Genomic DNA, 13,169 nt, shown 5'->3' on the forward strand with positions numbered 1-13,169 from the left:
GAGAGACTTGAACTCTCACACCTTGCGGCGCCAGAACCTAAATCTGGTGCGTCTACCAATTCCGCCATTTCCGCATTATTCCTAAAAACTCTTATAAAAAGCGTTTAGGAATGGTGGCTACGACGGGATTCGAACCTGTGACCCCATCATTATGAGTGATGTGCTCTAACCAGCTGAGCTACGTAGCCATAAATTTTTTGTTTTCTTTGCTCCCAAATCAAGACCACATCTTGCGGGAACGGGGCGCATTATGCGGATATCGATTAGAACCGTCAACTTTTTTTTTGAATAAATCGGGATAAACGAATCGTTCGGTTTCTTTTTAAACAAAGAGGCGCGTTAATGATCAAAAACTGTTAGAAAACACGCTTTTCACCGCAAGTAAGATTGCCGCTAATTTTTATTTTTCTAATAAAAAAGCCAGTTAAAAAACTGGCTTTTTCAAAACAACTTTTAGCTAAGTTTCATAAACTTAATTAGACGTTGAAACGGAAGTGAACCACATCGCCATCTTTAACAATGTATTCTTTACCTTCCAAACGCCATTTACCCGCTTCTTTGGCGCCACTTTCACCATTGAATTGAATAAAGTCATCGTAGCCAACTACTTCTGCGCGGATGAAGCCTTTTTCAAAGTCAGTGTGGATTTTACCTGCGGCTTTTGGTGCGGTTGCGCCAACAGGAATGGTCCAAGCGCGAACTTCTTTAACACCGGCAGTAAAGTAGGTGTGAAGGCTTAGCAGTTCGTAACCTGCGCGAATAACACGGTTTAAGCCAGGCTCTTCAATTCCCATATCAGCGAGAAACTCTTCACGCTCATCATCTTCCAGTTCAGAAAGTTCAGACTCGATGGCGGCACAAACAGGAACGACAACGTTGTTCTCTTTTTCTGCGAACTCGCGTACTGCATCAAGGTATGGGTTGTCTTCAAAACCATCTTCATTGACGTTAGCAATGTACATCGTTGGTTTTAGAGTCAAAAAGTTAAGGTAACCGATAGCATTGAGCTCTTCTTTTGATAGCTCAATGCTGCGTGCCATTCCGCCTTCAGTCAGTACTGGTAGCATTTTCTCAAGCACGGCTAACTCAAATTTAGCGTCTTTATCGCCGCCTTTGGCTTTCTTCGCGTTACGTTGAATTGCACGTTCACAAGAGTCCAGATCCGCCAGCGCAAGCTCTAGATTGATAACTTCGATATCTTCAATTGGAGATACTTTACCTGCTACGTGAACGATGTTTTCGTTTTCAAAACAGCGAACTACGTGACCAATCGCGTCAGTTTCGCGAATGTTTGCCAGGAATTTGTTACCAAGGCCTTCACCTTTAGACGCGCCGGCAACAAGACCTGCGATATCAACGAATTCCATCGTGGTTGGCAATACTTTCTGCGGATTAACGATTTTTGCCAATGCATCAAGACGTAAGTCTGGCACAGGTACTACACCGGTATTTGGCTCGATAGTACAGAAAGGGAAGTTAGCGGCTTCAATTCCCGCTTTAGTGAGTGCGTTAAACAGAGTTGATTTACCAACGTTTGGCAAACCAACGATGCCACATTTAAAACCCATGATAGTAACCTTATTCAGCTTTGAACGTGTGTAATCGATTTTGTGCTTTGCTTAGGCCATCTTTAAGTAAGATATCTAGGCAGCGAACAGATTCGTCCACTGCAGCATCTAAGCATTGTTGTTCACTTGCAGGTGCTTTACCCAGCACATAGCCTGCAACTTTATCTTTGTGTCCCGGATGGCCGATGCCAATCCGCAGACGGTAGAAATCTTTGTTATTGCCCTGCTTACTAATGATGTCACGCAGCCCATTGTGCCCACCGTGACCGCCGCCTTTCTTAAATTTAGCGACCCCTGGGGGTAAATCCAATTCATCATGGGCGACCATGATCTCTTCGGGCGTGATTTGATAGAACTTTGCCAGTGCTGAGACAGCTTTGCCCGACAAATTCATAAAGGTAGCAGGGATAAGAAGACGGAGATCTTGACCATTGACCAGAATGCGTCCCGTCAAACCGAAAAATTTCGGTTCATGTTTTAATACCACGTTGTGTACGCGAGCCAGTTCTTCAACCACCCAAGCGCCGGCATTATGACGAGTGTTTTTGTATTCTGGCCCAGGATTGGCTAGCCCAACCAGCAGTTTTATCTGTTGACTCAAGGTAGGTTCTCTCTGGATTCTTAAAAAGCGCGGTATGATAGCACAGAAATATCGCTTGGTGCGAGACAGGCGATATTTGGCTTAGGATCGTGGTGCGCAAACAAAAAAGCACTCCTATAAAAGAAGTGCTTTTATCTGTATTCGACGGATGTTGACTCGCGACGAATGATTAACAGCGACAGATTGTATACACGCAGTATTACGCGTTAAACATCGCTGAAATAGACTCTTCATTGCTGATGCGGCGAATCGCTTCTGCCAGCATAGTTGAAAGGGTCAATTGGGTCACTTTGCCTGTTGCCGCCATTTCTGGTGCCAGTGTGATTGAGTCAGTGATGATCACTTGGTCAAGCACAGAGTTTTTGATGTTGCTTGCTGCGTTACCAGAGAATACCGCGTGAGTTGCGTAAGCAAATACACGTTTCGCGCCGCGCTCTTTTAGCGCTTCAGCCGCTTTACATAGCGTGCCGCCAGTGTCGATCATGTCATCGACGATGACACAGTCGCGACCTTCAACATCACCGATAAGGTTCATGACTTCAGAAACGTTGGCACGTGGGCGACGTTTGTCAACGATAGCGATATCGATATCACCCAGTGCTTTTGCCGTTGCGCGAGCACGAACCACGCCACCTAAGTCTGGAGAAACCACAACTGGGTTTTCTAGGCCGCGGTTTTCCATATCTTCAAGTAGAACTGGTGTACCGAAAATGTTATCTACTGGTACATCGAAGAAGCCTTGGATCTGCTCTGCATGTAAGTCGATAGTCAGAACGCGGTCAACACCAACGTTAGAAAGGAAATCAGCGACAACTTTGGCGGTGATTGGCACACGGGCTGAACGCACGCGGCGATCTTGACGTGCATAACCGAAGTAAGGAATAACTGCTGTAATACGACCTGCTGAAGCACGGCGCATTGCATCAATCATAACCACAAGTTCCATTAGATTGTCGTTGGTTGGGGCACAGGTAGATTGAATGATGAATACATCGCTACCACGTACATTTTCGTTGATTTGCACTGCGACTTCGCCATCAGAAAAGCGAGAAACGGTGGCATCACCAAGGGAAATGTAAAGACGGTCAGCAATACGTTGGGCTAGTTCAGGCGTTGCGTTACCAGCAAATAGCTTCATATCAGGCACGGTGGAAACCTCAAGGTTGCGTCCAGTTTTAGATAGATTTTTGGTCGACTAAACGATAGTTAGTCAGTGTCTCATGTAACGGCGAAGTGTTCTTGCCTTTTGCCACAAAAGCCGAGGTTGAGTCGGGCAATTTATGAAGGACAGAAAGCGCATCGTCCTGGGTTGAGAATTCAGCAAAAACGCATGAACCCGTCCCCGTCAATCTAGACGGCGCGTATTGTAGCAGCCAAGAAAGTTGCTTATCAACCTCTGGGTAGAGCATTCGAACAATTTTTTCGCAATCGTTTTCGTATGGTGAGTCAAGAAGCGTTGTCAGTGCTCGCTTGGGCGTGTTACGCGTCAAATTTGGGTGAGTAAAAATATCGACTGTCGAAATACTGACGCTCGGCTTGACCACTAAGTACCACTTTTCTTGCGGTTCAGTTGGTTCAAGTCTCTCACCCACACCTTCTGCGAAAGCAGCACTGCCACGTACAAAGACAGGAACATCTGCGCCAAGTTTTAAGCCAAGTTCGGCGAGCTCACCAACCGGTACGTCGGTTTGCCATAAGTAATTCAGTGCCACTAACACGCTGGCTGCATTGGATGAACCACCGCCGATGCCACCGCCCATCGGCAGGATTTTTTGTAGCTCGATATGGGCTCCATACTGACAACCAGTATAGTCCTTGAGTGCTTGAGCCGCTTTCCAAATCAGGTTGTCATGCAAGGCGACGCCTGGAATATCAGGAGTAAGACGGATTTCACCGTCTTGAGTGGCCTCGATGGTAAGTTCATCACCGTAATCAAGGAATTGAAATAGCGTTTGCAGGTCGTGATAGCCGTTGGGGCGTTGACCGGTGATGTACAGAAAGAGGTTTAATTTGGCCGGTGATGGCCAAGTTGTTTTACGTGTGATCATTATTTCACTGTCCATTTCGAAATCACCAAATTAATGGTTGTAGTGTCTTGGGTCAGCTTGAGTTTATGGGGGAGCGGTAAAGTAGTACCGTTTACGTCAATGTCCTGATAAGACTGGTAATCAAGGTGCCAGCGCTGGGCATTGATGGTCTTGTCTAACCAATCTAACGTATTGGTTTGGTTCAATTGGTAATCGTCGGCGTTTTGTGGCGAGCCGAGCAGCCAAGAAGAAAGGGGCGCGATAGGGATTTGTAGCCCGGTTAAGCGATAAATCAATTGCTCTGCACTTTGCGCTTCAAATTGCTGATCGTCATAGGTATCGACGCGCGCGCCTTGCGGCGTGACGGTCATATTGAGAACGGTTTGACCAAGAAAGCTGGTGAGCCTGAGCTGACTTTTAGCGGCAGAATGGGTCCAAACAAAGTTTAGCGATTGACGCTCAGCTGGGGAAATGTAACCCAGTTTGCCAGACACACGATAGTCAGAAATGGTGCTTAAACGCTGTTGATGGCTTTGCCATTCAACGTTGGTGGTACTGTTGTCTATGCTGCTACAGCCTGCTATTAACCAAGTCAAAAACAGCAACCAACCAAAACGGAATTGAGATTTAATCATAAAGGCTCTATATTTTTCAGGCATCTAATCGCATGCGGTGTACTATAACATTGTTATCACTAACTCACGAAAACAAATACCGAATGCCCTTTCATTCATACGGGGCATCAAGTAAAATTCTTTCCTCACTCATTTTGACCAGATTCAGAGAACCCACGATACATGTCCTTGCTCGCTATTGGTATTAATCACAATACGGCGTCTGTCGAGCTGCGCGAAAAAGTTGCGTTTGGCCCCGATAAGCTGCCAGAAGCTTTGCAACAGCTGAGTGTGAATCCAATTGTCAACGGCAGTGTTATCGTCTCTACTTGTAACCGCACCGAAATTTATTGTGATGTGAAATCGTCAGGAAAAAGTAAGCTGATTGATTGGTTATCGCAATTTCATCAAGTTAACCCTGATGAGCTCAAACCCAGCATCTACATTCACGAAGAGCAGGCGGCCATTCGCCATTTAATGCGCGTGTCGTGTGGGCTTGATTCGTTGGTGCTTGGTGAGCCGCAAATCCTTGGTCAAGTGAAGCAAGCGTATTTTGACTCTCGTGGTAATAAAGCCGTTGACCCTGCGATTGAGAAACTGTTTCAAAAAGCCTTTTCAGTTGCGAAACGTGTACGTACCGAAACAGATATTGGTGGCAATGCCGTATCGGTTGCTTATGCTGCATGCACGCTTGCGAAACATATTTTTGAATCTCTGCACGATACCACCGTGTTGCTAGTGGGCGCAGGTGAAACGATTGAACTGGTGGCTAAGCACCTTGCCGCTAATGGCTGTAAAAAAATGATTGTCGCCAACCGTACTCGCGAACGTGCGATGGAATTGGCCAGTGAGTTTGGCGCAGAAGTGATAGGCTTGCCAGAAATTCCCGATCATCTTGCCAAAGCGGACATTGTGATCAGTTCAACCGCCAGCCCATTGCCTATTATAGGTAAAGGTATGGTTGAAACGGCGCTGCGAGCTCGTCGCCATCAACCTATGCTGCTGGTGGATATCGCGGTGCCGCGCGATATCGAAGCGCAAGTCGGCGATTTGAACGATGCTTACCTCTATTCGGTGGACGATTTACAGTCGATCATCGATAGCAACATTGAGCAGCGCAAAGTTGAAGCGATTCAAGCCGAAGCGATCGTTAGTGAAGAAAGCGCAGCCTTTATGTCTTGGATGCGCTCCCTTCAAGCGGTCGACAGTATTCGCGAGTATCGTCAATCGGCCAACCAGATTCGTGAAGAGTTGCTGGCGAAAAGTTTGCAATCTCTTGCTCAAGGCGGCGACCCAGAAAAAGTATTAACTGAGCTGAGTAACAAGCTCACCAACAAATTGATTCACGCCCCGACCCGAGCACTACAAAATGCCGCAGAGCAGGGCGAACCGGCAAAACTGACGGTAATAAGACAAAGTTTGGGTCTTGACGACCCGCAATAATCATCATCCCTGAGTACAACTATGAAACCCTCAATTCTTACTAAGCTAGAAACTCTCGTTGAACGTTATGAAGAGGTTCAGCATCTTCTCGGCGATCCTGGTGTGATTGGCGATCAAAATAAATTCCGTGCGTTATCCAAGGAATATTCTCAGCTCGAAGAAGTGACCAAGTGTTTCCAAGCCTATCAGCAAGCGCAGGAAGATTTGCAGGCTGCTGAAGAAATGGCGAAAGAAGATGATCCAGAAATGCGTGAAATGGCGCAGGAAGAGATTACTGAAGCCAAACAAAATATCGAACGTCTGAGTGACGAGTTACAAATTCTATTACTGCCTAAAGATCCCAACGATGACCGTAACTGCTTCCTTGAAATCCGCGCGGGTGCGGGCGGTGACGAAGCGGGTATTTTTGCGGGTGACTTATTCCGTATGTACAGCCGCTTTGCTGAGAAGAAAAGCTGGCGCGTAGAAGTGATGTCTGCGAACGAAGCAGAGCACGGCGGTTTTAAAGAAGTGATCGCGAAAGTCAGCGGTGACGGTGCTTACGGGATGTTGAAATTTGAGTCTGGCGGTCACCGTGTACAGCGCGTTCCAGCGACAGAATCTCAAGGTCGTGTCCACACCTCTGCCTGTACAGTTGCGATCATGCCTGAAATTCCTGAAGCAGAAATCCCTGAAATCAAAGCCAGCGACTTGAAAATCGATACCTTCCGTTCATCAGGCGCGGGTGGTCAGCACGTTAACACCACTGACTCTGCGATTCGTATTACGCACTTACCGACCGGTACTGTGGTTGAATGTCAGGACGAGCGTTCTCAGCACAAAAACAAAGCCAAAGCGATGGCGGTGCTTGCGGCGCGTATTATTCAAGCCGAAGAAGCTAAGCGCGCAGCGGAAGTCTCAGACACCCGTCGTAACTTGCTTGGTTCTGGTGACCGAAGCGATCGCATTCGTACTTATAACTACCCGCAAGGTCGTGTTTCTGACCATCGTATCAACTTGACGGTTTACCGTTTAAACGAAGTGATGGAAGGCGATTTGCAAAGCTTGGTTGATCCTGTGATTCAAGAACACCAAGCGGACCAATTAGCCGCGTTGGCTGACAACAGCTAATTGGATAGCCTTGTGACCACGATTGAACAAGCGCTTAATCAAACTGCCGCGCAATTTGCACAAAGCGGCAGTGATTCGCCGCAGCTTGATGCCTCGGTGCTGCTTTGTCATGCGCTACAAAAGCCGCGTTCGTATCTGTTTACTTGGCCGGAAAAAGCGCTTACCGACAGTGAACTAAGTACGTTTGCCAGTGTGGTTGAGCGGCGTTTGGCCGGTGAACCTGTGGCGTATATTGTCGGTGAACGTGAGTTTTGGTCGTTGCCGCTTTCGGTTGCGCCATCGACCTTGATTCCAAGGCCGGATACCGAGCGTTTAGTAGAGTTGGCGCTTGAGAAAGCTCCGCAAATTCAAGGCGATATTCTAGATCTTGGCACCGGCACGGGTGCGATTGCGCTGGCGCTGGCGTCAGAGCTGCCTAATCGACAAGTGGTGGGGATTGATTTGCAACCGCAAGCGCGCGATCTTGCCGCCAGTAACGGACAAAAATTGGCGCTCAGCAATGCACAGTTTTTGGCTGGAAGTTGGTTTGAACCTCTGAAAAATGGTACAAAGTTTGCTTTGATTGTATCGAATCCACCGTATATTGACGGCGCGGACCCGCACTTGTCACAAGGTGACGTACGCTTTGAACCACGTAGTGCGCTGGTTGCCGATGATAATGGCTTAGCGGATATTCGTTATATTACTGAGCATGCGCGTCAATATTTGGTCGCCGGCGGTTGGTTGCTGTTTGAACACGGCTTTGAGCAAGGTGAAGCGGTGAGAGCCATTTTTCAGCAATTTGGTTATCAAGATGTGTCGACGCAGCAAGATTACGCCGGCAATGACCGTGTCACCCTGGGTCAATTTACAGATTAAGGACGAGAGAAAATTTTATGTATGAAGGTTTAAAGCACTTTCACCTATTAACCGTCGCGTTAAGCGCAACGCTCTTATGTATTCGCTTTGGCTTAATGATGGCGAACTCGCCTCTTACGCAAAACAAGTTTCTTAAAGTCTTTCCCCACATCAACGATACCTGTTTGTTACTCTCCGGTATCGGTCTGATTTACATCACTGGATTTATTCCTTTTACGCCAGCCGCACCTTGGCTGACCGAAAAAATTACCTGCATTTTGGCGTACTTTGCACTCGCTCTGTTTGCCCTTAAATTGGGGAAAAACCGCTTACTTCGCATCTTTGCGTTTTTAGGTGCGCTCGGTTGGTTGGTGATGGCAGGGAAAATTGCTGTGACCAAAATGCCAATTCTAATGGGATAAGGTGGCCAACCCATGCTAAATCTGTGTGATGAAGATTTTGACGCAATGGAATTGGTGGAAGGGGCGTTGGCATTAAACCAAGCCGTTAATCCTGATACCCAAGTTAGCTGGTGTGAAGCCGAACTGGCGCGTTTGCTCAAAGAAGCAGAACTGGCGTTAGTCAATGAGCGCGACGAGCAGCAACGCTTTGATGCATTTTTACGCTTGTTTTACCATCAGTGGGGATTTGAAGGCGATCGCAATGCTTATTACGATTCTGCCAATGGTTTTATCGATAAAGTCCTCAAACGTCGTAAAGGGATTCCTGTCAGCCTTGGCGCTTTATTGCTGTATTTCGGCAGAAAGCTCGGCTTTCCGCTTGAAGGGGTGACTTTTCCAACTCAATTCTTAATTAAGATCGACTGGTACGGTGAGCAAGCGCGTTATATTAACCCCTATGACGGTGAATACGTGTCAGAGCACACGTTGCACGCTTGGCTGATTGGTCACAGTGGGCCGCTGGCCAAACTTAAGGCCGAACACCTTGAAACCACCGACAACCCAACCGTGATTGGGCGTTGGTTGGCGCTACTGAAAAGTGCCTTGTTACGTGAGGAGCGTTATACCTTGGCGCTGCGCTGCACGGACTTAGCGTTAACCTTTGTGCCAGACGATCCGTATGAAATTCGAGACCGTGGCTTTATTTATCAGCAGTTAGACTGCCATCAGGTTGCACTTTCTGACTTTCAATACTTTATTGAACAGTGCCCAGATGATCCGGCTTCGGAGCTACTAAAAAATCAAGTGAGTGCATTGAGTGAAAACTCGGTGACGCTGCATTAATTTCAAATTAGAGAGAACATTATGCAACAAAAAATTGTTCATGTTGGTGATATCCCAGTTGCTAACGACAAGCCGTTTACTTTGTTTGCCGGCATGAATGTGCTTGAATCGCGCGACATGGCGATGCAAATCTGTGAGCACTATGTAAAAGTGACGGAAAAACTCGGTATTCCATACGTGTTCAAAGCGTCTTTTGATAAAGCCAACCGCAGCTCAGTACACTCTTACCGTGGCCCAGGTCTTGACGAAGGAATGAAAATTTTCCAAGAAATCAAAGAAACATTTGGCGTTAAGATCATCACTGACGTGCACACCGAAGCGCAAGCTCAGCCAGTTGCAGAAGTTGTTGATGTGATTCAGTTGCCAGCGTTTTTGGCTCGTCAAACCGATTTAGTTGAAGCAATGGCAAAAACTGGCGCGGTCATCAATGTCAAAAAACCTCAGTTTATGAGCCCAGGCCAAGTTGGCAATATCGTTGAAAAATTCGCAGAATGTGGCAACGACAAAATCATCCTTTGTGAACGTGGTAGCTGCATGGGTTATGACAACCTAGTGGTTGATATGCTTGGCTTTGGTGTAATGAAAAAAGCCTCTCAAGGCAGCCCAATCATTTTTGACGTGACACACTCACTGCAAACTCGTGAAGCGAGTGGCGCAGCATCTGGTGGTCGTCGTGAGCAAACGGTTGAACTGGCGAAAGCGGGTCTTGCCACGGGTATCGCGGGCTTGTTTATCGAAGCGCATCCAAACCCTGATCAGGCGAAGTGTGACGGACCATCAGCACTTCCACTGGATAAACTAGAGCCGTTCCTTGCGCAAATGAAAGCGCTGGATGATTTGATCAAAAGCTTTGCGCATATCGATATCAAATAAGCGGTTTATATCCGTAATCACAGATGATAGTTGCGCGCTTAGCGTTGCTTATTCTGACCTTGTAAAGGCAGCCATTTGGCTGCCTTTTTTGTGCTCAAAAGATACCCGTGAGCCAAGATAGTTCGATTATCGATGATGACGAGTTATGTGGAATGTGTGATCAAGTTAAAAAACCATGTAGGGCAGTGTATTCAGTGCAAGGAAAAGCGCGCCTAAGCTGATAGTTTGGATCGATTGATATGGCTAAGTATTTGTTTCACCGATTCTTATTCTTAATAGTGATCTAAGCATCATAAATATGAAATGCTTACCACGCTTACGTGAACTTAACTTAGACTGTGTCAAGTTTTATAGATTTGTCTGGCACTTTGGTGCCGCTTGGCTTTAGCTAATATGGACGTCTTTAAAACCAAGGCAGTGGAATCTAGATAAAGATAAAAAGGTATGACAATGAAGCAACGCCTGATTAAAACAACAGCACTGAGTGCGGCGATTTTAGCAACCTTAGTTGGCTGCGCATCGCAACCTGCCCATGAGTGGCAGGCGGATAAAACCTATAAATTAACCGTCCTTCACACCAATGATCATCATGGTCGATTTTGGCAAAACCAATACGGTGAGTACGGCATGGCGGCACGTAAAACGCTGGTTGATGAAATTCGACAGCAAGTACGTGCTGAAGGCGGAAGTGTGTTGCTGTTTTCAGGCGGCGATATTAACACCGGTGTTCCAGAGTCAGACCTTCAGGAAGCGGAGCCTGATTTTAAAGGGATGAGCAAAATTGGTTACGATGCAATGGCTATCGGTAACCACGAATTTGATAACCCACTCGATGTGCTGTTTAAGCAAGAAGAATGGGCAAACTTCCCAATGCTTTCCGCCAACATTTACGATAAGAAAACGGGTAAACGCTTGTTCCAGCCTTATCAAATGTTTGATAAGCAAGGCATTAAAATCGCGGTTATCGGTTTAACGACCGAAGATACCGCGAAAATTGGTAACCCAGAGTATATCGGCGGCCTTGAGTTTCGTGACCCGAAAGTCGAAGCCAAGCAGCTGATTGCTGAAATCAAACAAAAAGAGCATCCGGATCTTATCTTTGCTGTGACCCACATGGGCCACTATGACAACGGTAACCATGGTATCAATGCGCCAGGTGATGTGGCTTTAGCGCGCTATTTAGATGAAGGTTCATTGAACATGATTGTTGGCGGTCACTCACAGGATCCTGTGTGTATGGAAGCGCCAAATGTGATGAAGAAAAACTTTGTACCAAGCGATGAGTGTAAACCGGATCAACAAAACGGCACTTACATTGTTCAAGCGCACGAGTGGGGTAAATACGTCGGCCGTGCTGACTATGAATTCCGTAATGGCCAATTGAATCTTGTCAGCTACGATTTGGTTCCCGTTAACTTGAAGAAGAAAGTTAAAGTCAACGGTGAAAGCCAACGCGTGTTGTACGAAAAAGCCATTCCAGAAGACCAAGCTATGCTTGATTTTCTGCGCCCTTACCAAGAAAAAGGTCAAACTCAGCTTAATGTTAAGATCGCTGAAACCAATGGTAAGCTAGAAGGCGACCGCCATGTGGTGCGCTTCCAACAAACCAACTTAGGCCGTTTGATTGCCACTGCACATATGCAGCGTGCCAAAGCAGACTTCGCGATTATGAACTCCGGCGGCGTTCGTGACTCGATTGAAGGCGGTGATGTTACGTATAAAGACGTATTGCGCGTGCAACCTTTTGCCAACAACGTTACTTATGTTGATATGAGCGGCGCAGAAGTGATGGATTACCTAAACGAAGTAGCAACCAAACCGGTTGATTCGGGCGCTTATGCTCAGTTTTCGGGTATCTCGATGACGGTTGAACACGGCAAAGTCAACAACGTGTTTATCGGTGGTGAACAGCTGCGTTTGGACGACACTTACCGCTTTACCGTGCCAAGCTTTAATGCCGCTGGTGGTGATGGTTATCCGAAGATTACCAATCATCCGGGCTTTGTGAACACAGGTTTTGTGGATGCTGAGGTGCTGAAAGACTTCTTAGAGACCAATAGCCCGTTGGATGTGAATAAATTCGCGCCAGCCGGGGAAATCGTCTACAAGTAATATTGACTCCACGATTGGATTGTCATTAACTAAAACGCCGCACCAATGCGGCGTTTTGTTTTTTTATGTCTATGACGTCTGTTTACACAGCATTTTATTCATCAATGAGGGAGCTTCTGTCGCGATGACACCTGCAATCAATCTCGCTAAAAAGAAAAAAATCGTTCACACCATTCATCAATATGACCACGACCCGCGCGCACAAAGTTACGGTTTGGAAGCGGCAGAAGTGCTTGGCCAAGACCCAAGCCAAGTTTTTAAAACCTTGCTGTTTTGTCTTAACGGGGCCGCGAATCAGTTAGCGGTGGCGATCATTCCGGTTGACCATCAACTCAACCTCAAATTGGCCGCTAAAGCTGCCAAGGCAAAAAAAGCTGAGATGGCGAATCCAGACATCGCGCAAAAGACGACAGGTTATGTCGTTGGCGGCATTAGTCCGCTCGGGCAGAAGAAAGCGCTGCCGACCTTTATTCATGAAAGTGCGCTTGAGCACGCTACGATTTGTGTTAGTGCGGGCAAACGCGGCTTAGAAATTGAACTGGCGCCGAAAGATTTGGCGATGCTGACACGCGGCCAATTTGTTGCGCTGTGCCAAGATTAAACACGCGACTTTTTGGCAGGCAAAATATCGATAAAACTAACATATCGATAAAACCAAGGCGGCTATTTTTAGCCGCCTTGTTGATTTGAGATGCTCAGGCAAGTTTGCCTTATCGCCAATTGACGTTATTCATCGACAA

General features: G+C 46.8%; 13 protein-coding genes and 1 tRNA gene. 8 read left to right on the plus strand and 6 right to left on the minus strand.

The window, feature by feature from the left end:
- Positions 1 to 111: 111 nt before the first annotated feature.
- The 6 genes from BLS03_RS14585 to lolB form a co-directional block, all read right to left on the minus strand.
- Positions 112 to 188: transfer RNA gene (locus BLS03_RS14585), tRNA-Met, on the minus strand.
- Between the two features lie 288 nt (positions 189 to 476).
- Complete coding sequence (gene ychF, locus BLS03_RS14590; RefSeq protein WP_093275388.1) at positions 477 to 1,568, minus strand: redox-regulated ATPase YchF; 1,092 nt, start codon at positions 1,566 to 1,568, stop codon at positions 477 to 479.
- 10 nt (positions 1,569 to 1,578) lie between these two features.
- Complete coding sequence (gene pth / locus BLS03_RS14595; RefSeq protein ID WP_093275390.1) at positions 1,579 to 2,169, minus strand: aminoacyl-tRNA hydrolase; 591 nt, start codon at positions 2,167 to 2,169, stop codon at positions 1,579 to 1,581.
- Positions 2,170 to 2,368: 199 nt separating this feature from the next.
- Positions 2,369 to 3,316 (minus strand): ribose-phosphate pyrophosphokinase, encoded by a 948-nt coding sequence (locus BLS03_RS14600; RefSeq protein ID WP_093275393.1) that lies wholly within the window; start codon positions 3,314 to 3,316, stop codon positions 2,369 to 2,371.
- A gap of 28 nt (positions 3,317 to 3,344) precedes the next feature.
- The gene (ispE, locus tag BLS03_RS14605; RefSeq protein ID WP_093275396.1) at positions 3,345 to 4,217 is read right to left on the minus strand and encodes a 4-(cytidine 5'-diphospho)-2-C-methyl-D-erythritol kinase; all 873 of its coding nucleotides are present in this window, start codon (positions 4,215 to 4,217) and stop codon (positions 3,345 to 3,347) included.
- On the minus strand, positions 4,217 to 4,831 hold the full coding sequence (gene lolB / locus BLS03_RS14610; RefSeq protein WP_093275398.1) for a lipoprotein insertase outer membrane protein LolB: 615 nt from the start codon (positions 4,829 to 4,831) through the stop codon (positions 4,217 to 4,219). Before lolB ends, ispE begins: the two co-directional genes overlap by 1 nt.
- Positions 4,832 to 4,993: 162 nt before the next feature.
- Here lolB and hemA point away from each other — a divergent pair, with 162 nt between their 5' ends.
- From hemA to ybaK, 8 genes are all read left to right on the plus strand, one after another.
- Positions 4,994 to 6,253 carry a glutamyl-tRNA reductase gene (hemA, locus tag BLS03_RS14615; protein ID WP_093275401.1) on the plus strand — a complete coding sequence of 420 codons (1,260 nt, stop codon included), beginning with the start codon at positions 4,994 to 4,996 and terminating at the stop codon, positions 6,251 to 6,253.
- Between the two features lie 21 nt (positions 6,254 to 6,274).
- Positions 6,275 to 7,363: a peptide chain release factor 1 gene (gene prfA, locus BLS03_RS14620; RefSeq protein ID WP_093275404.1), complete on the plus strand. Its 1,089-nt coding sequence runs from the start codon at positions 6,275 to 6,277 to the stop codon at positions 7,361 to 7,363.
- Between the two features lie 12 nt (positions 7,364 to 7,375).
- Positions 7,376 to 8,221 (plus strand): peptide chain release factor N(5)-glutamine methyltransferase, encoded by an 846-nt coding sequence (prmC, locus tag BLS03_RS14625; protein ID WP_093275406.1) that lies wholly within the window; start codon positions 7,376 to 7,378, stop codon positions 8,219 to 8,221.
- A 17-nt stretch (positions 8,222 to 8,238) separates the two neighbouring features.
- Positions 8,239 to 8,622 carry a SirB2 family protein gene (locus BLS03_RS14630; RefSeq protein WP_093275409.1) on the plus strand — a complete coding sequence of 128 codons (384 nt, stop codon included), beginning with the start codon at positions 8,239 to 8,241 and terminating at the stop codon, positions 8,620 to 8,622.
- A gap of 12 nt (positions 8,623 to 8,634) precedes the next feature.
- Entirely contained in the window at positions 8,635 to 9,444 is an 810-nt protein-coding gene (locus tag BLS03_RS14635; protein WP_093275411.1) for a SirB1 family protein, read from the plus strand.
- A gap of 21 nt (positions 9,445 to 9,465) precedes the next feature.
- Positions 9,466 to 10,317: a 3-deoxy-8-phosphooctulonate synthase gene (gene kdsA, locus BLS03_RS14640; protein ID WP_093275415.1), complete on the plus strand. Its 852-nt coding sequence runs from the start codon at positions 9,466 to 9,468 to the stop codon at positions 10,315 to 10,317.
- A 450-nt stretch (positions 10,318 to 10,767) separates the two neighbouring features.
- Positions 10,768 to 12,429, plus strand: coding sequence for a bifunctional UDP-sugar hydrolase/5'-nucleotidase UshA (ushA, locus tag BLS03_RS14645; protein WP_093275417.1), 1,662 nt, complete (start codon positions 10,768 to 10,770; stop codon positions 12,427 to 12,429).
- A 124-nt stretch (positions 12,430 to 12,553) separates the two neighbouring features.
- Positions 12,554 to 13,030, plus strand: coding sequence for a Cys-tRNA(Pro) deacylase (gene ybaK / locus BLS03_RS14650; protein WP_093275421.1), 477 nt, complete (start codon positions 12,554 to 12,556; stop codon positions 13,028 to 13,030).
- Positions 13,031 to 13,169 lie beyond the last annotated feature (139 nt).

Origin of the sequence: Vibrio xiamenensis (genome assembly GCF_900100015.1) — a bacterium.
In the GTDB taxonomy this organism is placed as follows: domain Bacteria; phylum Pseudomonadota; class Gammaproteobacteria; order Enterobacterales; family Vibrionaceae; genus Vibrio; species Vibrio xiamenensis.